The following is a 24,229-nucleotide window of genomic DNA, read 5'->3' as shown; positions in this document are numbered from 1 at the left end:
TTAGGACGTTCTGCTGCTGCTCCTCATGTCGCTTCATCAAACACGACCTTTCTCCAGACTATTGGAATTATGCCCCTGACTCTGACTTCTGGCTCCTGACTTCTGACTTCCGACTCCTGACTCAGTCATGGCCTTTCTCCAGACCACTGGCATGAGTTTTATCAATCCGCAGCCCGCAATATGTGTTTTATCAATCCGCAATCGGCAGTCTGCAATCCGCGATCAGGATGATTTCTTCTCGAAAATACCCTGAAGACGAAGACGAAAACCTTTGGCCGGCGGCTCTCGGTCAACCGAGAGGGCTTTCGTGTTTTTGGCACATCAAGTCTGCACGGCTCACAGTCTGGCATTCTCTGGCTTTTTTTTATAGAATCACTTTCTCACAGCAGCGGTTTGGTTAGACCCGAGCAGTAGCGAAGGGGCTAGTAAGTTACTGCAGCGGCAAATGAGTTGGCTGATTTCAAACGTGCCGATTTGAAATGAGCGTGAGTTAGGCAGCAGTTGCTAGTCAAGACCGATGAGAAGCGCTGTGAGTTGAGTGAAGGCTCGGCGAACTCCTGGGTGACCGCGCTGGCTCGATGCTTGAGCTATCTATGGTGGGGCTATGATCCGCTTCGATGACATCGTTGAGAAAGTCAGGCAATACCACCCGTCAGCCGACGAGGAGTTATTACGAAGAGCCTATCTTTTCTCCGCGATACGGCATCGAGGACAGACCCGCAAATCCGGCGAACCTTACCTGGTTCATCCACTTGAAGTGGCCTATATGTTGGCCGAGATGAAACTGGACGTCGTCTGTGTGGCAACCGGCCTGCTGCATGATGTGGTCGAAGATACGAACACGACGGTGGAGGAGATTGAGCGCTATTTTGGCCCGGATATTGCGCATTTGGTGGACGGACTGACAAAGCTCGGTCAACTGAATTACGAAACCAAACAGCAGCGGCAGGCTGAGAGCATGCGCAAGATGCTACTGGCCATGACCGATGACATCCGCATCATTCTGGTCAAGCTGGCTGACCGGCTCAACAACATGCGGACGCTGACGCATTTGTCACGGGAAAAGCAGGTTCGGATCGCTCAAGAGACGCTGGAAGTATATGCGCCCATCGCTCACCGGCTGGGCATGGGGCGCATTCGAGGGGAGTTGGAGGACCTCGCGTTCAGGTATCTTCACCCCGAAGATTATCAGCGTATTCGTGATGCACTGAGCAAGCGCCGTCAAGGGCTGGAGTCAGCGTTAGACACAATCAAGAAGAAGATATCCACTCAACTGACGGAAAATAGTGTTCCCTACGTGGATGTGCAAGGCCGAGTCAAACGGTTGTATAGCATCTACCTGAAGATGAAGCGCCAGAAAATCACGCTCGAACAGATCTATGATCTGATTGCCATCCGGATTATTACCTCCACTGTGCGCGATTGCTATGCTGCGTTGGGTGTGATTCATACACACTGGACGCCGGTTCCGGGGCGCTTCAAGGATTGGGTCGCCACGCCGCGAGAGAACATGTATCAGTCCATTCATACCTCGGTGATTGCTGAAGGAGGGCAGGCATTCGAGGTGCAAATTCGCACGGAGGAGATGCACCAGATCGCTGAAGAGGGTATCGCGGCGCATTGGAAGTATAAAGAAGGCAAGCGTGGCTATCATCAGGACGACGCGACTTACAAGTGGCTCCGCCAGTTGGTCGAGTGGCAGCAAGATGTCAAGGACCCCGGTGAATTCCTCGATAGTTTGAAGCTCGACCTTTATCCCAAAGAGGTGTTCGCCTTCACGCCCAAGGGCAAAGTCATTGAATTGCCGCGTGGCGCGACGCCGGTTGACTTCGCCTATGCCATTCACTCAGAAGTCGGTCATACCTGTACCGGCGCTAAGGTCAATGGGCGATTGGTGCCGCTGCGCTACCAAATACGCAATGGAGACGTGGTTGAGATTATCACCACACCAGGTCATACGCCCAGCCGAGACTGGCTCAAGTTTGTCACCACCAATCGCGCGGCTAATCGCATACGCAAGTGGTTGCGTGAACAGGAGCGTGTGGAGGCTATTGAGCTGGGCAAGAAGATCGTCGAAAAGGAAGCAAGCCGATACAAGCTGAGTTTGAAGAAAATACTGCTGGCCAACGAGCTGTTACAGAAAATTGCTTCCGAGCATGGTTACGGGAGAGTAGACGATCTCTTTGCCTCCGTCGGATATGGCAAGACGCCAGCCCGGACTATCATCACACGATTTGTTCCTTCAGAGATGGCGCCCCTGGCCGAGGAAAAGGCTGCTTCCAAACTCGATCAGGTTGCCCAAGTGGTCAAGAAAGCGCTTCGTCTTGGTGACGAGCCGATTCGCGTCAAAGGGGCTGATGACCTGATGGTGTATCGCGCTCAATGCTGCAACCCGATTCGTGGCGAGCCTGTGATTGGTTACATCACTCGTGGCAAAGGCGTCGCCGTGCATGCCAGGCGATGTACCAATGTGCCCAGCCTGACGGTTGACCGTGAGCGCATCATTGATGTGGATTGGATCAAAGGTGAAAATGGCTTGGCCTATCCGGTCTCGCTCAAAATCTTGATTGACGACCGTCAGGGCGCGCTAGCGGATGTGACACAGGCCATCGCCGCGATCAAAACCAACATTCGTGATGCGCATGCCGGTGTCAATTCCGATGGCCGCGGCGAGTTGAGGTTTACGGTTGAAATCACCGATTTGAAACATTTGCAGCGGGTGATCAAGGCGATTCAAGCCATCGCCGGCGTGATTGACGTTGAGCGGATTGATTGAAAGATCGAAGAAAGTGTCCAAGGAGCACTTATGCAAGCGATTCATACAGAGCATGCCCCCAGCGCGATTGGGCCGTATGTTCAGGCAGTTCGCGCTGGCGCATTCCTTTTCATTTCCGGCCAGGTTGCTATTGATCCAGCAACGGGACGGCTCATTGAGGGCGATATTCAAGCTCAAACCGAGCGAGTCTTGAGCAATCTAATGGCCATTTTGCAAGCGGCCAACCTTTCCTTGGAGCATGTCGTCAAGACAACGGTTTACCTCACTGACCTTGATGAATTTGCCCAAATGAACGAGGTCTATGCTCGTTATTTCTCGACATGGAAGCCAGCGCGAGCGACGGTGCAAGTATCGCGATTGCCGCTGGGAGCCAAGGTGGAGATTGAGGCGGTTGCTGTGGGCGAACGCGGCTCTGAAGTTCAATCATGACGGATCACCGCCCCTTGAGCGATGAACGCAGGGTATGCGTTGGCAACCAATAGCTCTTCTGCTCCTGCCTTCAGAAACCCTTTTGTCAACGCTCTCCGCAACGTCAGTAGAAGAAATAGTGCCATGGCATTAGGCAGCCTTGGCGATTTTACCGGCTTTAATACACTGCGTGCACACCCGGATGTAGCGAACCGTTCCGGCCACAAGCGCGCGGATGCGTTGCAAATTCGGATGAAATCGTCGCTTGGTTCGGTTATTCGCGTGACTGACGCGGTTACCCGAAAGTGCTCCTTTGCCGCAGACGTGACAACGATTTGCCATGCTGAACATTCTCCTGTATAGTCTCAATTTGAAATCCTCACTTATAGCAGACGAATGTGAGCTACGTCAAATTGAGGTCAAGAATGGTTCTATGAAAAAAGTGGCTCTAGTGGTTTGGTTCATCGTCATCAGCGTGATGGGTTGTAAGCAAAACGAGCGTGGCAGCACAGCCGAGGATGTGGCTGCGCAGGTGGGGGATGCCGTCATCCGAATATCCGAAGTGGACCGCCTGCTTGAGCAACAATTGCGCACTCGGGACCCAGCAACACCGACGCCAACACCGGCAGAATTGGCAATGGCTCGGTTGCAAGTGCTCGATGGGCTGATCACGCAAGAGGCGCTTTACCAGTGGGCGGTGCGGCAAGGCGTGACGGTCACTGAGGATGAAGTGGCTCAGAGCATCCAAAAGATCAAACAGGATCGTGGCTTGAGCGAGGAAGCCTTCGAGCGCATGTTGCAGGACGCCAATCAAACGCAGGCCCAGTTTCGTGAAGAAGTCCGACGACAACTGATCGTGCAAAAACTCTACGATAAGGAGGTGACGCCACGAGTCACCGTCACCAACCGCGAAGTCGAAGAGTTCTACGCAGCCCACAAAGCTCAGTTTGTTGAACAACGCGGGTTTCAATTGAGCCAAATCATGGTGAGCGCGGACAACGATAACGTGCCGCAAGATGCCATTGGCGCCGAAGCTGCTCGGCAGAAAATTCAAGAGATTTATGAGCAACTGCGACGTGGCGCCGATTTTGCCACTGTGGCCACGAGCCGGTCGGAAGACCCGCTCACCGGACCTCGTGGCGGCGGGCCGACGTTCGTTCCCGAACAGTCGCCGGATTTGCCTCCTGCATTTCTTCGACGGTTGGCCAGTATGCGCGAAGGCGATTTTACCGAGCCTATTGCAGCCGGCAATCGCTGGTACATTTTTAAGCTCAATAGTCGTGTGTCCCGCGACCGAGAATTGACACTGGAGGAAGTGCGGCCACAGATCGTGAAAGAGCTACAGAAACAACGTGAGGAAGTGCTGCGCACGGTGGTCACGCAGATAGCTCTTGAAAACGTCGTGGTGAAAAACGCGATGGCACAACGCATGCTGGAGAACCCGACGAATTTTGGCAATTTGCGACCGATCTCGCTGCCCGCGCCGGCTCGGCCTGCTGGCTCAGCTCAGCCTGCCGGCTCAGCTCAGCCAACTCCATAGTCTCTTGGCCAAGGGTTGTTCCGGCTCGATAGGAGCCGCTACAATAAAGGTCTTGATGAATCATGGATGAAAACGTGCCTGAGGAAACACGATGAGAGTGAAGGAAAATGAGGCGAATGAAGTGGCTGTGCTGGACGAGTTGATGTTCAAGCCGGTCACGATGGAAGACGTGATAGCCGATCGTCGTGGCGTCGTGTATGTGGAAGCGGCCGATGCAGTCATGGAAGTTATCGGCTATACAGAACACGGCTTGCGTCACGCCAAACGCGTCGGTAAAGTCGCGCGTCAGATTCTACGCGAATTGGGATTCAATGATCGGCTGCCTGAGCTGGCAGCCCTGGCCGGATTTTTTCATGACGTTGGCAATGTCATCAATCGAACGGATCATGCCCATTCCAGTGCGCTCATGGCCATGCAAATACTCACCGATTTGGGGATCAGTCCAAAGGAATTAGCCATCGTCCTGTCAGCCATTGGTCATCACGATGAGTTGGATGGCGGGCCTGTCAGCGTAGTCAGCGCAGCAGTGATTCTTGCCGATAAGACAGACCTGCATCGCTCACGTGTGCGCGTGATGGACCCGACTCAGTGGGATATTCATGATCGAGTCAATTATGCCGCCACGCGCAGCGCCCTCAATGTTGATTCGACGCAGAAAGTAATCACGCTGGAGATTGATGTTGATACCTCCATTGCCAGTGTGATGGAGTTTTTTGAGATTTTCACTCAGCGACTCATCATGTGTCGCACGGCTACTGAGTTCCTTGGCTGTCAATTCAGGCTTGTTGCCAACAACGTTGAACTCTACGGCTCGGTCAAACGATAAACCGACAACGCCTCGCTGGCTGATTGCGCCGGAACGGACGTCAAGACACTCAGCAGCCGCAAGCTTTGGGCTAGGGCCGAACAAGTCCGGCGTTCTCCTGATTTCTCTGAGAATAACCATTTTCATGCTTCGTGGCGAACGTAAGTTCATGGGCGATTCCTGACTTCATCTTGGAGTGCGCCGGCAGAGCGAAGCGGCGACGGCGCTTTCTGTCCCGACACTCCGCAGCAGGCCAAAGCGGCGTCGCGCCTGCGGGCTTGCCGCCGCACTCCAAAACGCATGCTCCTCCTTTGAAAATAGCCACAGATTTTACAGGCTCACACCGATAGTTCTCTCAGTGACAATCGGTGCAATCTGTGGCCGACTCCTCACTACTCTGAAAATAACCGCTTTCATGCTTCGTGGCGCGCGGAGCATAAGGGTGATTCCCTCCGAAAAAACGTCAAAGCCTAGAACCTACTACAACCCTGCATTGACACTAGCCGGCCATCAACAGTAGCTTAGTGTGCCTTCGTAACCAGTTCGATTGGGATCAATACAGATGCAACAGCGGTCACCATACATCTATCCACATCTACGACGACGCATTCCCTGGCTGAATGCCGTCCAAGGAGTGATTGAGACATGAATAACGGCATCACCGTTTTGCTGGCTTGTGTGTTGGTGTTGGGGAGCGAGCTAACGACTTCACGCCCGCGTGTTGTCAGATTGACCGATCTCAGTGGCGCTGTGGAAGCCTCGGTGGCGATCAACCCGACGAATCCAGACAACATCGTGGTCGTCTCTATGGCTAAGCCGCCTGGAGGGACGCCACGGGTGACGAACTACGCTTACGTCACAACCGACGGCGGCCACACATGGAAGACGGTGGCCAACCCCAATCCCGAACTACGTGTGCAAGGCGACGATGCCATCACGTTTAACAGTGAAGGCGTCGCCTATCGCTCATACATCTCATTCGATGGTCTCTACGTGCAACGCCCGGCGCGGGCGCTCAACGGCATCTTCGTATGCGCATCAACCGACGGTGGACTGACATGGAAAGAGCCGGTGACGGTAGTGGATCACAAAAACACGGTGAGCCCATTCGAGGATAAGCCGTACCTGGTCGTAGACAATGCGCCAACATCGCCGCACAAACATAACGTCTACATTGCCTGGACGCGGTTTGACGTGTATGGCAGCGCCGACCCGGAACATAAATCGCACATCTATTTCTCACGATCAACCGATGGCGGTAAGACATTTGCTGTGCCCATCCGCATTTCCGATACGGGCGGCGATTGCTTGGATAGCGATAATACCGTTGAGGGCGCTGTGCCGGCGGTTGGCCTGAACGGTGAAGTTTATGTCGTATGGTCAGGCCCGTTGGGGTTGGTCTTTGATAAATCGCTGGACGGTGGGCTCACCTTCGGCAAAGACACCACGATCAGCCCGCACCCCGGCGGCTGGGACATCAGCATAGCTGGCATCAACCGACATAATGGCATGCCGGTGACCGGCGTGGATCACAGCGGCGGCCCCTATCGCGGTTCACTCTACGTCAATTGGATTGATCAACGTCACGGCGACCCAGATGTGTTCATCATGTATTCCCGCGACGGCGGCGCGACATGGTCGAAACCTGTTCGCGTCAACGATGATCCCATCGGAAATCGCAAAGAACAATTCTTCACCTGGATGGCTGTTGATCCAGCGGATGGCTCCATTAACGTGGTCTTTTACGACCGACGCGACACAACAGACACGCTCACACGCTTGACACTTGCGCGCAGCATTGATGGCGGCCAAACCTTTGTCAATCATCCGATCAATCAGCCGGCTTTTTCGTGCAGCCCCAATATCTTCTTTGGCGATTACACGGGCATTGCGGCGCGCAATGGACTGGTTGTGCCCGTTTTTATGCACTTCGTCAACGCGACTGAAGTCACGCTATCGGCGGCCTTGTTCCGCTTCAAACCGGGCACGCAGCAACTGATAAACTGACCTGAATCATGGTGAATTCTATGCAATCACTCTGCTCTCTGCTCGTCTCTTTGGTGGTCATCGCATGGGCGATGGCCGGCGCTCTATCCCCTCAGGCTGGCTCGGACATCCAGCAGTATCTGCGCGAGCACTACACCAAACGCGAATATCAAATTCCTATGCGCGACGGCGTCAGGTTGTTCACGGCGGTTTACTCGCCAAAGGACACATCGCGGACGTACCCGATCATGTTGCGCCGGACGCCCTATAGCGTCCGACCCTACGGCGAGGATCAGTTCCCCGACGCCCCCATCGGTCCAAGCATGCGGTTTGTCCGCGATAAATTCATCTTTGTTCTGCAAGACGTGCGCGGACGAATGATGTCAGAAGGCGAGTTTGTCAACGTGAGACCGCATCGGGCCGAAAAAAGGTCGCCGCAGGACATTGATGAAAGCACCGACACCTACGATACCATTGACTGGCTAATCAAGAATCTCACCAACCACAATGGCCGCGTCGGCATGTGGGGCATCTCCTATCCGGGCTTCTATACGGCTGCCGGCATCATCAATACGCATCCGGCGCTCAAAGCCGCGTCGCCACAAGCACCGATTGCTGACTGGTTCATTGGGGACGACTTTCATCACAACGGCGCTTTCTTCCTGGTTGACGCTTTCCACTTCTTCTCGGTTTTCGGCCGGGCGCGTCCGGGGCCGGTTCAGACCTTCCCGCCGCCATTCGACTATGGCATGCAAGATGCCTATCGGTTCTTCCTGGAACTGGGGCCGCTGCGCAATGTCAACGAAAAGTACTTCAAACACGAGATCGCCTTTTGGAACGATCTGATGCGGCATGGGACCTACGATGAGTTCTGGAAAGCACGCAACTTGCTTCCCCATCTGAAAAACATTCAAACGGCTGTGATGACCGTCGGCGGCTGGTTTGACGCCGAAGACCTCTACGGCCCGTTGCAGATTTATCAGAGCATTGAGCGCCAGAATCCAGGCATTCACAACATCCTGGTCATGGGGCCGTGGGTGCACGGCGGCTGGGCACGCAGCAACGGCGACCGGCTTGGCGACATCCAGTTTGGCTCAGCCACCTCCACGTTCTATCAGGACACGATTGAGTTTCCGTTCTTCGCACATTACCTCAAAGACGGCGCCAACCCGAATCTGCCCGAAGCCTACATCTTCATCACCGGCGCAAACCGATGGCAATCATTCACCGAGTGGCCGCCGCGCTCGGCGGTCGGCAAGACGCTCTACTTGCACGGGCGCAGCCGACTTTCATTTGAACCGCCAGCGGCCCGTTCCGGGTTGAGCTACGATGAGTACCTGAGCGATCCGGCTCATCCAGTTCCCTACACCAATCGCATCAGTATTAGTCGCGGCACCGAATACATGATCGAAGACCAACGATTCGCTGCCCGACGCCCTGACGTGCTTGTGTATCAAAGCGACGTGCTGACAGAAGATGTCACATTGGTTGGCCCAATTCGCGCCAACCTCTTCGTCTCGACGACTGGCACCGACGCCGATTTCGTCGTCAAACTGATTGACGTGTACCCCGACAACGCCCTCAACAATGACCCGAACCCGTGTCAGGTTCAGATGAGCGGCTACCAGATGCTGGTGCGAGCAGAAGTGATGCGCGCTAAATTCCGCGACAGCTTTGAACGACCCCGCCCGCTCACGCCCGGTCGAATCACTCGGGTTAGCTTCAATCTGCAAGACATCGCCCACACATTCAAGAAAGGACATCGTATCATGGTGCAGGTGCAAAGCAGTTGGTTCCCCTTGGTGGATCGCAACCCGCAACGATTCGTGGACATTTACAACGCACGCGAAACCGATTTTCAGAAGGCAACGCACCGTGTCTATCATTCGGCGCGGTTCCCATCGCACCTGGAAGTGCAGCTCATGCCGTGAGCCAGTCCGCCGGCCCGCTGATTATTTTTTTGTACTTCTCAACTGGAAATGACCATGCTACAATGAGCCTCCCATTTCAACCATGTTAAATCGCATGCTCAACATTGATGTTGCCTTAACAGTCCAACGCACGCTGGCTCTTTGCTGGTTGTTGCTGCTTGCCGTGGACATGGGCAGCCATACGTTGAGCTTGCCGATTCATCACGACCAACACACTTGCCAACAAAGCATCGCGTTCGATGAGCCAAGCCATAGCTCCCATTCCCACGATCATCAACCATGTGGGACGCCGGGTCATTGCTGCGGGTTAGGGCATCACAGTCACGTTGTGGCTCTTCTGAGCGCCATTGACCTGCGCATCGGCGCTAGTGTGCTATCGCTGAGCGAATGGGCGCAACAAGCAGCATATTCTCACTCCATCGCTGCTGTCCGCTCAATCCGCGCTCCTCCCTTCCTCCTCTAAAAAATCTCTCCGGGTTAGACCAGCAACTGCGCTTCTTGTCTCGTCGGTGGCGCAGCCTATCCACTGTCCACCATGCTGGCGACTTGATCGGCGCAGTTGCAGGTTGGTTCTGAATGCAAACAGCCGTTCACGATTGCGAAGCGTGAGGGCTGACGCCTGCCGCCCCCTTGTGAAAGAAGCGGCGGACGCAGCAGTCCCGTTCCCAAGCACGAATCCAGAGAGCTATAGCGGTCGGCGTTAACATGAGCCATCAGGTGAACGTCCTGGCCAGTCGCCAAACGCTAGCTCCAAGCCGTTGCTCATGAGTCGGGGGCTACTACGAAGGATGAACTTCGGAGCACGTGGTTGTAAGAGGCTCAGCAAGCATGCCAGAGGCGTGCGCCCCAGGAATTTTCGGAGGAGTTATTCATGTCGTCCAGACGACGCGAGAGAAACGATGAAAAACGCCACAGGCGGGAACGCCTGTGCTACTTTTCGGAGCAGTTATTCATGTCGCTAGCCACGACGCCCAGAAACGATGAAAATCTGGGAACGCGCTTACAACAGGAAATCCGAAATCCGAAGATCGAAATCCGAAACGTTTCGGATTTGGGATTTCGTGCTTCGAATTTCCCCGCAGGGGCAGGGCGTGTGCCCCAGGCATTTTCGGAGGAGTTATGAAATCTCATCATATCGGTTTGGCTCTCATCCTCGTCAGTTGGTTGACGGTCGCCAATGTCAGCGCCTCATCCGGCGGCGCGATTGTGCGCGGTCGCGTGCTGGATCAACAAGGGGCCGCCATTGTTGGCGCGACGGTGTCTCTATCCAACCCTCTGACCGGCTATCTGAGTCGCACACAAACGGACGGAGATGGAGCCTACACATTCTTTAATGTCCCTCAGAATCACTACTTTTTGAAAGTCGAACATGCGGGCTTCCTCGCAGTGACAATGGAAGTCGAAGTTCACTCCAACGTGCCGCTCGAGATTCCGATCACGCTTCAAGCCACCGGTCCGGTTGAAGTGGCTGAAGTCACAGCCGGCCCAGAGCGCGTCATCTTGGAAGATGACACCGGCGCTCATTACCATATTGACAAATCGTTCATCCAACGGTTTCCGGCGACCACCTCCAATCGCAGTATTGAATCCATTCTCCTGACAGTTCCTGGCTTCATCGCTGATGAAAACGGACGATTCCATTTTCGTGGCTCGCATGGACAAATCACCTACATCGTAGACGGTCAGCCGATCAGCGACCTGATTCACATTTCCTATGCCAATAGCCTGGACGCGCGAAACATAGAGACAATGGAAGTATTCACCGGCTTGATGCCTGCCGAATTTGGCTATCGCAATGCGGCGGTGGTCAATGCAACGATGCGGTCGGGCATGGGATCGGGTCGCGCCTTGTTTGGTAACGTCGAACTCGGCGCAGCCAGTTTTGATACCGGCGAACTCGGCGCGCAGTTTGGCGGGCAATCAAACCGATTCGGCTACTTCGTGAGTCTGGCTGCTTCCAAGAGCAATCGCTTTCTTGATCCGCCTAACTTTGAGAATCTGCACAATGGCGGTAACACGCAACGACTGTTCACGCGGTTGGACTACACGCCTAATCACACGAGCGACTTTCTGCGGCTGAATGTGGCGCTAGGACGGTCGCGTTACCAGGTGCCGAATTTGTTCTCGCAGCATCTGGCCGGTCAGAACCAAGTTCAGAAGCCGCGCGACCTGAGTTTGAGTTTCAACTGGTTGCACATTCTGAACAATCGGATGACGATCGAAGTCACACCTTACTATCGCACCAGCATCGGTCAGCTCCTGGAAAGCCCGTTTGACACGCCGCTGCTGGCCTCGCAAGCGCGTCATCTGACCAATGTCGGCGGCAACGTCCACTTCAGTTTCACTAACGAGACCCATCGGGTCAAAGCCGGTGTGCAACTGCTGGGGTTCCCGGTGAGCGAGAATTTCTCGTTCGCCATCACCGACCCGAACTTTAACGTGCCGCCAAAAGAAGGCGGCGATCCTCATTTCTACAACGTCGGATTGCGTCCCTATGATCTCACGCGCGGCGGAGAGATTTTTCATTTCTCGCGCAAAGAGACAGGTCGCCAGTATTCATTCTTCGTGCAAGATGAAGTTCACTATGGCAACCTGACACTCAATGCCGGCCTGCGCTATGACAATTATCGCTTCCTGCTTCGTGAAGATGCCTGGCAACCTCGCATCGGGTTGTCATATCGGATCGGGCTGACAGGCACAGTGCTGCGCGGCTCTTACAACCGGCTGTTTTTCACGCCACAGAACGAAAACCTCTTGTTCTCCAGCTCGGCGGAGGCTGCTGAGTTGTCCGGACCTGATGTAATCGCTGCGCTCGGCTCTGGTGTGATTCTTGTCCCATCAGAGCGCCAGCACGCTTATGAGGTCGGCCTTCAGCAGCAGGTCAAGGATTGGTTTCGCGTGGATGCGGCCTACTATACCAAAGACGCGCGAAACGTTCACGATAATCTTCAGTTCTCACAAACGCTGATTGTCTTCCCCGTGGCCATTGACAGCGGCAAGATCAAAGGATTCGACGTGCGCGTGGACGTGCCGGAGCATCGTGGATTCAGCGGCTATTGCAGTTTGGGAAGCGCGTCGGCCATTGTTAGCCCGCCGTTCACCGGCGGCCTGTTTGTGGATGCGCACATCGTCGAACATCTGGACGACGGGCCGTTCCGCATTGACCACGATCAAGAGATCGCCGCGCAATGGGGCATCATGTTCAACGACCGGCAGCGCGGCTGGTGGACAAGTCTCATGGGTCGTTATGACAGCGGTCTGGTCACCGAGGTCGAATCTCCTGACGAGGTCGAAACCAATCCTGATTTGGCCTTTGGTCTAGCCTTCGTGGATTTCAACAAAGACCCATTCCGCGTCAAACCACGCACGGTCTGGAACTGGTCGTTCGGTCTCCGCCTGTTTGGCGAACGGCGCTACAGAACCGAATTCCAATTTGACATACTCAACCTGACTAACGAAAAAGGTCTTTACAACTTCCTATCCCATTTTGGCGGGACTCATGTCATTCCGCCGCGCCAGTATGTTGGCAGGATGAAAATTCATTTCTGACGGAGGGACCCTATGAACTACCGGAGCGTCTATCGCTTCACACTCTTGGCGAGCGTGGCCATCTTCGCTGCGCTCTTTTCGAGCACTGCACAAATGCAACAAGGCACTTTGACGATCACCGAAGCCGAACCAAACAATGCGCCCGAAACGGCTCAATCACTCGGCTCGTTGGAACGCGGCACAACGCTGATCATCACCGGCACTGCTGCCACAACTGATCCGGGCACACAGATAGAGGAAATCGTGGAGGATTGCAAGGAGCTAGCTCCGTTGCAGGACTTTTACACGTTCACGTTATCGCAGGCAATGGACGTTGGTCTGAGTTTGACGTTCGACCGAACGGCTGACTTCGATCTCTGGCTGTTTTACCATAAAGCCGATCCTGGGCCGAACGATGCCGTCGTCAAACTGGTGACCGGTTCAGCCGTGACGTCGCGCGGGGTAAGCGAGACCATCACGCCGCGCGCGTTGGAAGCCGGCACTTACTATGTAGCCGTCAATGCGCCGCAATTTCCCCGCATACCAAACAGTCCCTACACGCTCACGATCAATGCAGGCAAAAGTCCGACCGAGCTACACCAATTGGAGGATTACTTCTGTCACGGCGACGGGTTTGAAGACGCGGGAAAAATTTTCATCGTCCGATTCAAGCCGACGCACTTTCCGGCAGAGTTGGAATCGGTGACGTATGAATTTCTCAAAGGGCATGACACGCCCAGTCCGGTTAATAAACAGGCTCGGTTGATTGGGTTCATTGACCCGACCGGCGTTGACGCGCCGCCGACCAATCCCACGTTCACCATTGATCGTCGCGAAACAATCGCTCGTGTCGGCGCGAGCGTTCATGGCCGAGTGAGAATTACTTTCAATCCGCCCATCCGAGTCACCGGAGGTAACGTTTATCTCGGTGTTGAAATTGCCGAGGATGCAGCAACAACCGGCGTCTTGTTGAGTATCGCCAAAAACGTGTATGGCCAGCGAACCTATGTCTCGGCTGATCGTGGGAGAACATTTGAGTTGGCCAGCATTTTGCCCGATGAAGAACCGAATCCGCCTGAGCACGTGGCGATCATTCGTCCGGTGTTCCGGTTGATCCGTTAGCGTCCGCGCGTGGGAAGTCGTATGAACGCTGATCGGGGTAGCTCAAACCCAACAGATGAACACATTCTCCGCTCCGTCGGGGTCGCGTTCATCCGCTCCAAGGTTTGGTTCGGCGATAGCCCAAAGGCCGCAATCAAACTCTCCGCTCTATTGGCGTCGTGTTCGTCCGCTCCAAAGTGGTTCAAGCTCAACAACCGAACACGCTCGCTTGCTTGTGAGAATTCGTATGGTTGCTGATTGATGGTGTTACACAATTTCGTCCAAGCTGTGCCAGCGGCTCGTGAGAAGGCAGCCAGATGTGCAAACTGTGGAACTCTCCAAGAAAGCCCCGACGCGCTGAAGACAAACACGGTGAATGCGTGAGCACAGCAACCGCTTGCTGGAACCGTTTAAGAAAGTCCCGGCGCGTTGGAGACGTGCCGAACCACAGAGGGCAATGGCATTAATAAGAAGCTCATGGAACGCGGATGACGCGGATTGGACTGATCAACACGGATCAATCGGCGAAAATCCGCCGCATCCGCCTCATCCGCGTTCTACCCAGCACCACTAACTTAATGTCATTCATGGAACACAGATGAAGCGGATTCGGCTGATCAACGCGGATCAATCGGCGAAAATCCGCCGCATCCGCCTCATCCGCGTTCTATCCAACTCCACTAACTTAATGCCATGGAGCACACAGCGACGCCCTTACAAAGAACAAGGTCTTTCTCTCCACAATTGGTATCACGTCGCTTTGTGGCTGATGGTACGAGCGACCGACTTTCACTCACAGCACGAGTAAGCAGCATGTTGCCAGAACAACAGGAGAGTGGTAAGCTGAAAGTCACTTTTAGCCATGCAAAACCACGAATGATACCAAAGCTTAACATCTGAACGAGGAGGCTCTATGAAAACTCATCATCAAAGCCAGGCGCTTGTGTGGACATGCCGGATGGCTCAGGGGCTCACGCCATATCACCTGACGAATCGGTTGTGGCGGCTCCTACCTGCTGTCGCACTGGCCATTGCAGCAGCGTTATTTTTGACTCCGCTGATCACGCCTGTGTTTGCACAGAAAGGCGGCATGCCGCCCATCATTGATCGTGAGCTGTTCTACGGCAATCCTGAAATCACCGGCGCTCAGCTCTCACCCGATGGACAGTACATCGCGTTTATCAAGCCCTACAAAGACACACGCAATATCTGGGTCAAGCGCATCAACGAACCGTATAGCGCGGCTAAGTTGATCACCAACGAGACCAAGCGCCCCATTCCGGCATACTTTTGGAGTCGCGATAGCCGATACATCCTGTTCGTGCAGGACAAAGAGGGAGACGAAAACTACAACGTCTATGCCGTCAACCCCTCAGAAGCGCCGGCGGCTGGACAAGAGGTTCCTACCGCGCGCAATCTGACGGACGTCAAGGGCGCGCGCGCCGTCATCTATGATGTGCCAAAGAATCAACCCGACATCATCTATGTTGGACTGAACGACCGTGATGCCTCATGGCACGATCTTTACAAAGTGCAGATTTCCACCGGCGAACGCACTCTGCTTCGGCGCAACACCGAACGGATTGTTGGTTGGATATTCGACCTGAACGGTCGTCTACGACTGGCCACGCGGATTGCTGATAATGGGGACACTGAGGTGTTGCGTGTTGACCAAGACGGCTTCACCAAAGTCTATTCCTGTAGCGTGTTTGAATCCTGCGGTCCTGTGCGTTTCCACAAAGATAACAAGCGTGTCTACATGATCAGCAACAAGGGCGATGATGTGGATTTGGTCCGACTGGTGTTGTTTGATCCTGAAACAGGCCGCGAACAGGTGGTTGAATCAGACCCGATGAACCGTGTGGATTTGAGCAATGTCGCCTTCTCAGAAGTCAGCGATGAGCTGATCGCCACCATCTACGAAGATGAACGGACGCGGATTTACTGGAAGGATAAATCCTTCGAAGCGGACTACAAATGGCTGCAGAAGAAGCTGCCCGGTAAGGAGCTCAGCATGGGCGCCGGCACGAAAGATGAGCGGCTCATGTTGGTCACAGCGACCAGTGACCGAGAGCCTGGCCAGCGGTATCTGTTCGATCGTCAAAAGAAGAAGTTGACGTTCCAATATCGCGTCTTCGATAAACTTCCGCGCGAGCATCTGGCGCCGATGCAAGCCATCCGGTATCGTTCATCCGACGGATTGGAAATCCCTGCATTCCTAACGTTGCCCAAGGGCGTCCCAGCAAAAAATTTGCCGCTCATCGTCTTCCCGCATGGCGGGCCGTGGGCGCGTGACGGATGGGGATACGATCGCGACGCGCAATTCTGGGCCAATCGTGGCTATGCTGTATTGCAGCCGAATTTTCGTGGCTCAACCGGCTACGGGAAAAAATTCCTCAATGCCGGAAACAAGCAATGGGGAGAGAAGATGCAGGACGATCTGACCTGGGGCGTGAAATACCTGGTGGCGCAAGGCATCGTTGATCCCAAGCGCGTCGGCATCATGGGCGGCTCTTACGGCGGTTATGCGACACTAGCAGGGTTGGCGTTCACGCCCGATGTTTACGCTGCCGGCGTTTCGATTGTCGGTCCATCGAATTTGATCACACTGCTGGAATCAATTCCGCCCTACTGGGAAGCGGCACGCAAACTCTTTCATGTGCGCATGGGCGATCCCAGCACGCCTGAAGGCAAAGCGCAACTGGAACGACAATCGCCGTTGAACTCTGCTCACAAGATCAAAGCGCCGCTATTGGTGGTTCAAGGCGCGAATGACCCGCGCGTGAAAAAAGCGGAATCGGATCAGATCGTCGTGGCGTTGCGCGACCGCGGATTTCCAGTTGAATACCTGGTCGCGCCAGATGAAGGGCATGGATTCGCTCGTCCAGTGAATAACATGGCATGGATCGCGCTGGCTGAGAAGTTCCTTGCTAAACATCTGGGCGGACGCTATCAACCCGACATGAAGCCGGAAGTCGCCGCCCGATTGAAAGAAATCACGGTGGATGTGGCCACGGTCACCTTGCCCAAAAAGATTGAAGCAGCAACCGTCGGCGTGCCAAAACCGATCATGGACTTGCGGCCGGGCACAGCCCGCTATAAAGGCCAGATCGAAGTGGCCGGTCAGTCCATTCCAATGAGCGTCACACGAGAAATCAAACAGGAGAACGGCGACTGGGTCGTCATCGAGAAAGCGACGCTGCCGATGGGCGAAATCAGCGATCAGACAACACTGGAAAAAGGCAGCCTGCGGCTGAAGCGTCGCTCGGTGAAGCAAGGCCCGGTTGCGATTGAGATGGAAGTCAAAGACAACAAGGTCAGCGGCTCGATGTCCATGGGCGGTCAAGCGCGACCGATTGATGCCGAGCTGGGCGGCGCGTTGTTTGCTGATGGCGCGGGCGCATACGATGTGATGGCTGCGCTACCACTCGCGGAAGGCTACAGCACGACGTTCCGCAACTTTGATCTTCAAACGCAGAAGGTCAAACTCATGCAACTCAGAGTCGTGGGCACGGAAAGCGCGAACCTACCGGCTGGTCGCTTCGACACGTTCAAAGTTGAAGTCACGTCGGCTGAAGGCGAGCCGGGTGAAACGCTCCTGTGGGTCGCCAAAGAAGACCGTAAGGTTGTCAAAACACGCGCCACGATTCCCCAAATGGGCGGCGCTATCGTAACCTCGGAGTTGCAGCCGTAGCTGACTGAACGACTCGAATGAGCGCAAAGGCCCCTCCTGGCCAATGCAAGGCGCCAACGCGCGCTTCCTGGAGTGGGCCTTTGTGGCTGCTCGCCAATTCACCTGCCAACAAGACTCATGACAATAGATCACCTGGAACGAATCAAGCGCGCGCTTGAAGCGGCGTCGGCGGTCGTCAGTCAGTTATGTGCTAAAGTATTGAAAGTCGAGTACAAACGCGGCCAAGACCCGGTGACGTTGGCTGACACGGCAATCAATGAGGTTTTGAGAAAAATCCTACCGCGCAATGGTGAAGGCTGGCTCTCGGAGGAAACCAGCGATGATCTGCATCGGCTAGAGTGCCGGCGCGTGTGGATTGTTGATCCAATTGACGGCACACGTGAGTTCGTCAGCGGGATTCCAGAATGGTGCATCTCGATCGGGCTGGTCGAGGATGGCGTTGCCATTGCCGGAGGCATTTGTAATCCAGCCACCGGAGAAATGTTCCTCGGCTCATTGGAGACGGGCCTCAGCTATAACGGCCAACCGGCGCATCCGAGCAGCCGGTGTACGCTCGAAGGAGCTACGGTGCTGGCCAGTCGCAGTGAGATGAAACGAGGCCAATGGCAGCGGTTTCAGGGAATCGGGTTACAGATCAAGCCGGTTGGTTCGGTCGCCTACAAGCTGGCGTTGGTGGCCGCCGGGCTGGCCGATGCCACATGGACGTTCGTCCCAAAGCATGAGTGGGACGTGGCTGCTGGCGTCGCGTTGGTGCATGCGGCCGGGGGATTCGTTCGTGATATGAACAATGCGGTGATCCGCTTCAACTCGGCGACTCCCAGGCTACCCGGTTTGGTGGCCGGGCCTCAAAGCTTGCTCAAACCGATTGAAGCATTATTGAACCTACCGCGTCAGAGCAGCCTGCAAAGCGGCTGACCTCACACATGCAAATTGTCCTAAAAGGGTGGACAAACGTTCTGGGACATTATGGGGGACGGGACGTTTTGGCGTGTGGTGACGTCTCACCGCTTTCCGGCCAAAGCTGCGACACGTCGCAGCACTCTAAAAACGCTCCGAACTTTTGTCGCGTTACTTAGAACGAGATGCTGTAGCTGAATCCGGGATTGCGTCCCTGCGCCAGGACAAACGTAAAGATATGTCGCTGCTTGAGCGTGAACGACCACGTCGGATGAACTTTGACACCATCGAAGATGACCAGTGATGACATGTTGTATGGGAATCGAACAAAGAGGCCGCCGATCGGCAAAAAGCGATCCTCATAGGTACTATAGGCGACGCCGCCGTACGGCGCGATTGGCAAACGCACTTGTTCAGATAGGTCTTTGCTTAAGGTGAGATAGAGTGATCGGCCGCTCGGCGTGCCGATGCGATCTGAACTGGTCCCGAATATCAAGGCAGGGCGTCGCGCCGTCTCACTGAGCGCAATCCAATTCACCAGCAATCCTACATCATCGGCGCGTGGGTTATACTCGACGCCGACCGATAATTGCGGCCAAAGACGATAGGTGAGCGTGGTGCGCACACTGGCGCGGGGAATCTGGCCACTGATGAAACGTGCGCCAAGTGTCCAACGATGCTGCTCAGCGGAAGCGATCCCCCGGACCGCGCGACCTTCACCCGGTCAGACCGGTCAGGAAGGAACACTGGAACTTCGACCGGCATCCGCCCTGTGTTGATGGTGCGGTGGATGATCAGTTTCCGATGTAGACCGAGCAAGCAGCTCGTTGAGAATCTTTTCCAGCGCCTTTTCTGTGACGACCCCGTTGATGCGATCTACGATCTTGCCATCTCGATCAATGACGACCGTTCCGGGCAACTCAGGCTTGAGGCCGAATCGCTGCATGTCATCGGTGGTTGCGCCGAGCCACACTGGAAAATTGATCTTATGCTTGCGGGTAAACTCAATCACCAGCGCGCGGCGCGCCACCTCGTCAGCCGATGCGCCAATCACCTGCACGTTCCAGGCGGCATAAGCATTTTGCAACTTGACGAGCACAGGCATCTCTTTTTGGCACGGCAAGCACCACGTCGCCCAAAAATTCAAGACGATGATTTTGCCGCGTGCTGCGCTCAATCGTTGCTGTGCGCCGCCCATGTCGGTGAGCGTGAGTTCGGGCGCTTCTGTCGGTAATGCCGCCGAAGATTCAGCAGACGGCGAAGAGACAACCGTCAATGAATCAACCTTCAGCCAGTGCTTATCACCATCTTTGCGTATCCGTCCGGTCACTTCAACATATTTGGTGACATAAGACTGCCAACCATCACGCCGCTTCTTCAGTCGGCCATACTCCAACAAATAGAGCGTTGTCTTGTCTTGTTCAGCCACGGCCAGCGCTTTAGGAATGCCCTGCTTGCCACACACTTCGGCGCACGCAATATCTTCAGCCGTGCCGTAAGGAACGGTCTTCCGATCCGCTTCAAACCAGCATTGGAAGCAGACCACCTGTCCTCGGAGCACAAGAGGCTGCTCAGCCAAATGAGCCTCCACATCTGGCGCAAACAGAATATGCCAACTCAGCAATAGGAGGAACAGGAAAGACTGCTTAAACGCATTCATTTTCATACCAAACTCCTGGCCAAGTGTAGTCACGCAATAGAGGCTGGTCAATACACGATCAAAAACAACCCCGGCGCTCTTGGCTCAACCATGCCGGCGCGCGACCAGTAACACGGCCGCATAGACACGGCCGCATAGGGCTTCGCGCGCGACCAGGGACTTAGGCTCTGTTCCAAAATCATCGGAGCAGTCCCCGGATGACGAGCCATCGGCCACTGGCAGTGGTCAATGGCATTAAGTTAAAAAACTCATGGAACACGGATGACGCGGACTGGGCTGATCAACGCGGATCAATCCGTGAAAAATCCGCCGCATCCGCCTCATCGGCGTTCTATTCAACCACCTTAATGCCATTGCTCGCAGTGGTCTCCTCCTTTGGGGATAGGTTCTTAGTGCCCCCACTTCAAAATGGCATCAATCGTCTGACGCGAGATAGCGTGATAGGTCGGGCGGGCGCGTTCATATATGCGACGAGCCATCTGGGCGCCATTGGGCGTTTTGGCGAGCTCGGTATAAAGCGGTCGTAGGAATTTGCGACGGCCCATGCCGGTCAAGAATTTTTCCAGCGCCGGATAAGCCGGCTCATACTGAGTGGCAACAGCGAGCATGAGCCAAGCAAACAAGATTTCTGAGTTACCTGATTGAGTAAACTTGAAGGCCTTGTCCAGATCGGCCATCTGTTGCCGCGTCAGCGGCTGAGGCAGCGTCCTGAGAAAGTGCAGCCAGTGATGCGTCGTCCAGCCAGCGGTTTTCAGTGTTCGCGCCGATTTGCCCGACTGCCACAGTTTCACTTGGGCTTCGACTCGATCAAATTCTCTGGATCGCGGCTGAGGCGCATCGGGTGGCAAGCCCGGCTGATCAATCCACCGATCAATCCGCAACCTGGCTTCCAGTGCCGGATCGTGACTGAGGAGGTGTTGGCGCAGGTACTGGAGGAATCCATCGGTCGTCATACTTTGGAAAGCAAACCGATCAAAGTAGGAGCGTAAGAAGGCGTCCCATTTAGCCCGACCGACCGTCTCTTCGAGCCAGCGTAAAAAGAGTGCGCCCTTCTCATACGGGATTTCCGTGAGGCCTTCGTCAGGATCGCGTCCACTGAGGTCCAGCCGCAATCGCGTATCAGGATGGGTCGGGCCCAGCTCCGCAATCGCTCGTTGCAGTTCCTGATAACCAAGCTGTGCCAACATCTCAGCATAGCTCTTGCCATACACGACTTCCATGATGCGCCGTTCAAAATAGGTGGTGAACCCCTCGTTCAACCAGAAGTCGTTCCAGGTGGCATTGGTCACCAAATTGCCCGACCACGAATGGGCCAGCTCATGAGCAATCAGCGCAACCAGTGAGCGGTCTCCGGCCAGAATCGTCGGCGTCGCAAAGGTCAGCCGTGGATTCTCCATGCCGCCGAAGGGAAAGCTGGGCGGCAACACAATCACATCATACCGTTCCCACCGATACGGGCCGTAGAGCGATTCTGCTGCCGCGATCATCCGTTCCATGTCGGCCAGCTCCCATGCCGCTTTTTTGATCACACCGGGTTCAGCATACACGCCGCTGCGTTTTCCCACCGCGCGGAATTCAAGATCGCCCACCGCTAAGGCTAACAGGTATGAAGGCACAGGCTGAGTCATCTGGAAGTGATAAAGACCGTCTGCACTCTTTTTCGTGCTGTTGCTCGCGCTCATGACGGCCATCAGATCGGGCGGGACTTTCACCCGCGCCGTGTAGGTCATACGCACGCCAGGACTATCCTGACACGGAATCCAAGTCCGCGCCAAAATAGCCTGCGACTGAGTGAACAAAAATGGCCGTTTCCCGCCAGCGGTTTGTGAAGGCTCAAGCCACTGCAACGCGGCTGCCTCAGGGCTGGTTGTGTAATAGACGTTGACCCGGTCGGCTTCCGGCGTGATGTTGATCATCAGCGACCGTCCGAGGTAAGGCACCGGATCACCTAATGAATAGGTCGCCGGCGATTCGCTACTTCCTACAGTCACGCGATGGATCGTCAAATCACGCGTATCCAGATACAGCCGACGCGCGCCGGCTTTGTTGTTCATGCGGAGCGAGGCCTTTCCAGTAAGCCGCTTGCTGGCGAAGTCTACCTCAAGGTCAAGCTCCAGATGCGTGACCACAACCTCCGACGTATTGGCGAACGAATGCGGGTCCTTGGTGACATCAAGTGTTGTGTTCATAGTCGTCCGAGCCGGAACCGGCTGCCCAGCGAAAAAGCATATCACGGCCAGAGCGATCAATTGAATCTGGCGCAGGAGCGTCTTTGTTCTCATGGCTGTTTTCCTCGTCTCGTCGAAAACCTCATGCCAGAGGCTCTCATGAGTGCGTGTCCGGTTTGCATGAGTGCGACGACAAGACAGCACGTGTGGCTTGATCCAGAATCTCCCAGATGCGATCTATCCACTGGCCATGTTCCGGTTTCATCAGCACGGAGCGCAAGCATGTCAGCGTCTCTCGATCGCGGCTCATGCCAGCAGCAGAGAGATCAAAGAACTCGACCGGCAACTGGGCCAATGCCAGATGCAAGTGCCGCCGCGCGGCCTCAGCGAAAACCGCTCGCGCGATGTCCGATGCTTCGCTCACACGCCGGGCACGCACCGACCACACGACAATATCCAATTCGGGCGCGCAGGGCGTGATGAAGCGATCGTCAGCTTGCAGCCTTTCATGCAAGGCCAGCGCCGCCGCGCGCGTGCTGTTTAACATTCGAGCAAACTCTCCGCCACGAACGAGCGGCAATAACCTCTGCGTTGCCCACAGTGCAACGGCTGACGCGCCAGCGCGCGAACATTCCAGGCTGATTTCGCCCAGGTGTAATTCAGACGAAGTGAAGTAGGTGTACGGCGACTCATGTTTGTAGAATCGGCCTACCGATGGGTCGCGGAATAGGACACAGCCGCAACCATACGGCTGAAGACCGTGCTTGTGCGGATCAATCACAATGGAATCCACCTCGCCTAATCGGTCAAACGTCTGTCGCGTCTCCGGCGAGAGATTATCCGTTAATAGGAAATAGCCGCCGTAGGCTGCATCAGCGTGTAACCGGAAATCATATCGCTGACGCAGGTCGAGTAACGGCGGCAACGGATCAACCATGCCCATGGCGGTGGTTCCAATGGTGGCGACGACAGTCCCGACGCCGCCCTGATCCAGACGCCGTTTTAACGCCTCCACATCCAGTCGTCCTCGGCGATCACACGGGATGGATTCAAATGGCAAACCGAGCACACGGCTGATGCGTTGATGCGTGTAGTGCGCTTGCGCTGAGGCGACAACGGTGGTCGCGGGACGCAACTGTCCGGCGATCCAGAGAGCTTCCAGATTGGCCATCGTGCCCCCGCCGCACAGATGCCCAAGATGCGAGTCCCATCCAAGCATGTGCGCCAATTGGGCAACCGCTTCTTTCTCCATCTGCGAGCTGGCGCGTCCACCGTCCAGCGCATGATTATTGGGATTGATCCACATGGCCAGCGCATAGGCAAGCCGCGCCACCGGATGCGGCGGCTTCAACATCTGTCCAGCATAGAGTGGGTGGAAATACGGATAATTGTCCCGCAGGCGTTCGGCGACTTCGAAGAGCACATGCTCCATGCCCTGCGTATCCGGCGGCGTCAACGGCGGCAATGATCTGAAGCCGGCTTCCAGCGTCTCCAGCGCAGCGCGAAGTGCATCTACACTGTCTTTGTCAAGCCAGTACGGGTTTGTCGTTTCCTCCATCAGCGGCATACTGTAACGCGATTTGCAACGCAGAGCAATTACATCTTGCGTCCTCTCTCTTGACAATAACCATTTTCATGCTCCTCAGAAAATAGCCCACAAAACACACGAACCTCACGAAAGAATTATCTTTTCATCATTCGTGGCGGGCTGTTGCATAGGCGCGATTCCTGACTT

General features: G+C 55.2%; 15 protein-coding genes. 10 read left to right on the top strand and 5 right to left on the bottom strand.

What is annotated here, in order from left to right:
• The first annotated feature begins 604 nt into the window (after positions 1-604).
• A complete protein-coding gene (locus NZ823_06350) occupies positions 605-2,776 on the top strand; it encodes a bifunctional (p)ppGpp synthetase/guanosine-3',5'-bis(diphosphate) 3'-pyrophosphohydrolase (GenBank protein ID MCS6804753.1) in 2,172 nt (723 codons plus the stop codon).
• A 30-nt stretch (positions 2,777-2,806) separates the two neighbouring features.
• A complete protein-coding gene (locus NZ823_06345) occupies positions 2,807-3,205 on the top strand; it encodes a RidA family protein (GenBank protein MCS6804752.1) in 399 nt (132 codons plus the stop codon).
• A gap of 129 nt (positions 3,206-3,334) precedes the next feature.
• Here NZ823_06345 and rpmB read toward each other — a convergent pair whose 3' ends face one another.
• Positions 3,335-3,526 carry a 50S ribosomal protein L28 gene (gene rpmB, locus NZ823_06340; protein ID MCS6804751.1) on the bottom strand — a complete coding sequence of 64 codons (192 nt, stop codon included), beginning with the start codon at positions 3,524-3,526 and terminating at the stop codon, positions 3,335-3,337.
• A gap of 91 nt (positions 3,527-3,617) precedes the next feature.
• On the opposite strand from rpmB, the gene NZ823_06335 reads away from it, so the two are divergent.
• The 8 genes from NZ823_06335 to NZ823_06300 all read left to right on the top strand — a co-directional run bounded on the left by NZ823_06335 (position 3,618) and on the right by NZ823_06300 (position 18,684).
• Positions 3,618-4,724, top strand: a complete 1,107-nt coding sequence (locus NZ823_06335) for a SurA N-terminal domain-containing protein (GenBank protein MCS6804750.1) — start codon at positions 3,618-3,620, stop codon at positions 4,722-4,724.
• A gap of 91 nt (positions 4,725-4,815) precedes the next feature.
• Complete coding sequence (locus NZ823_06330) at positions 4,816-5,550, top strand: HD domain-containing protein (protein ID MCS6804749.1); 735 nt, start codon at positions 4,816-4,818, stop codon at positions 5,548-5,550.
• Positions 5,551-6,174: 624 nt separating this feature from the next.
• On the top strand, positions 6,175-7,536 hold the full coding sequence (locus tag NZ823_06325; protein ID MCS6804748.1) for a glycoside hydrolase: 1,362 nt from the start codon (positions 6,175-6,177) through the stop codon (positions 7,534-7,536).
• Positions 7,537-7,556: 20 nt separating this feature from the next.
• Positions 7,557-9,446, top strand: coding sequence for a CocE/NonD family hydrolase (locus tag NZ823_06320; protein MCS6804747.1), 1,890 nt, complete (start codon positions 7,557-7,559; stop codon positions 9,444-9,446).
• A 1,119-nt stretch (positions 9,447-10,565) separates the two neighbouring features.
• The gene (locus NZ823_06315) at positions 10,566-12,995 is read left to right on the top strand and encodes a TonB-dependent receptor (GenBank protein ID MCS6804746.1); all 2,430 of its coding nucleotides are present in this window, start codon (positions 10,566-10,568) and stop codon (positions 12,993-12,995) included.
• A 12-nt stretch (positions 12,996-13,007) separates the two neighbouring features.
• Entirely contained in the window at positions 13,008-14,096 is a 1,089-nt protein-coding gene (locus NZ823_06310) for a PPC domain-containing protein (protein MCS6804745.1), read from the top strand.
• A gap of 892 nt (positions 14,097-14,988) precedes the next feature.
• Positions 14,989-17,769, top strand: coding sequence for a prolyl oligopeptidase family serine peptidase (locus tag NZ823_06305; protein ID MCS6804744.1), 2,781 nt, complete (start codon positions 14,989-14,991; stop codon positions 17,767-17,769).
• 117 nt (positions 17,770-17,886) lie between these two features.
• Positions 17,887-18,684: a 3'(2'),5'-bisphosphate nucleotidase CysQ gene (locus NZ823_06300; protein ID MCS6804743.1), complete on the top strand. Its 798-nt coding sequence runs from the start codon at positions 17,887-17,889 to the stop codon at positions 18,682-18,684.
• 157 nt (positions 18,685-18,841) lie between these two features.
• Here NZ823_06300 and NZ823_06295 read toward each other — a convergent pair whose 3' ends face one another.
• From NZ823_06295 to NZ823_06280, 4 genes are all read right to left on the bottom strand, one after another.
• Complete coding sequence (locus NZ823_06295) at positions 18,842-19,291, bottom strand: hypothetical protein (protein ID MCS6804742.1); 450 nt, start codon at positions 19,289-19,291, stop codon at positions 18,842-18,844.
• Between the two features lie 108 nt (positions 19,292-19,399).
• Entirely contained in the window at positions 19,400-20,332 is a 933-nt protein-coding gene (locus tag NZ823_06290; protein ID MCS6804741.1) for a TlpA family protein disulfide reductase, read from the bottom strand.
• Between the two features lie 383 nt (positions 20,333-20,715).
• On the bottom strand, positions 20,716-22,608 hold the full coding sequence (locus tag NZ823_06285) for a M1 family metallopeptidase (GenBank protein ID MCS6804740.1): 1,893 nt from the start codon (positions 22,606-22,608) through the stop codon (positions 20,716-20,718).
• Between the two features lie 43 nt (positions 22,609-22,651).
• Entirely contained in the window at positions 22,652-24,052 is a 1,401-nt protein-coding gene (locus NZ823_06280) for an aminotransferase class I/II-fold pyridoxal phosphate-dependent enzyme (GenBank protein MCS6804739.1), read from the bottom strand.
• Positions 24,053-24,229 lie beyond the last annotated feature (177 nt).

The organism is Blastocatellia bacterium (genome assembly GCA_025054955.1).
GTDB lineage: Bacteria > Acidobacteriota > Blastocatellia > HR10 > J050 > JANWZE01.
This window is presented reverse-complemented; position numbering and strand designations above follow the sequence as displayed.

Excerpts from the sequence above, each read along its gene's own strand:
- NZ823_06350 (MCS6804753.1), top strand. The coding sequence starts at position 605 with ATGATCCGCTTCGATGACATCGTTGAGAAAGTCAGGCAATACCACCCG.
- NZ823_06345 (MCS6804752.1), top strand. The coding sequence starts at position 2,807 with ATGCAAGCGATTCATACAGAGCATGCCCCCAGCGCGATTGGGCCGTAT.
- rpmB (MCS6804751.1), bottom strand. The coding sequence starts at position 3,526 with ATGGCAAATCGTTGTCACGTCTGCGGCAAAGGAGCACTTTCGGGTAAC.
- NZ823_06335 (MCS6804750.1), top strand. The coding sequence starts at position 3,618 with ATGAAAAAAGTGGCTCTAGTGGTTTGGTTCATCGTCATCAGCGTGATG.
- NZ823_06330 (MCS6804749.1), top strand. The coding sequence starts at position 4,816 with ATGAGAGTGAAGGAAAATGAGGCGAATGAAGTGGCTGTGCTGGACGAG.
- NZ823_06325 (MCS6804748.1), top strand. The coding sequence starts at position 6,175 with ATGAATAACGGCATCACCGTTTTGCTGGCTTGTGTGTTGGTGTTGGGG.
- NZ823_06320 (MCS6804747.1), top strand. The coding sequence starts at position 7,557 with ATGCAATCACTCTGCTCTCTGCTCGTCTCTTTGGTGGTCATCGCATGG.
- NZ823_06315 (MCS6804746.1), top strand. The coding sequence starts at position 10,566 with ATGAAATCTCATCATATCGGTTTGGCTCTCATCCTCGTCAGTTGGTTG.
- NZ823_06310 (MCS6804745.1), top strand. The coding sequence starts at position 13,008 with ATGAACTACCGGAGCGTCTATCGCTTCACACTCTTGGCGAGCGTGGCC.
- NZ823_06305 (MCS6804744.1), top strand. The coding sequence starts at position 14,989 with ATGAAAACTCATCATCAAAGCCAGGCGCTTGTGTGGACATGCCGGATG.
- NZ823_06300 (MCS6804743.1), top strand. The coding sequence starts at position 17,887 with ATGACAATAGATCACCTGGAACGAATCAAGCGCGCGCTTGAAGCGGCG.
- NZ823_06290 (MCS6804741.1), bottom strand. The coding sequence starts at position 20,332 with ATGAAAATGAATGCGTTTAAGCAGTCTTTCCTGTTCCTCCTATTGCTG.
- NZ823_06285 (MCS6804740.1), bottom strand. The coding sequence starts at position 22,608 with ATGAGAACAAAGACGCTCCTGCGCCAGATTCAATTGATCGCTCTGGCC.
- NZ823_06280 (MCS6804739.1), bottom strand. The coding sequence starts at position 24,052 with ATGGAGGAAACGACAAACCCGTACTGGCTTGACAAAGACAGTGTAGAT.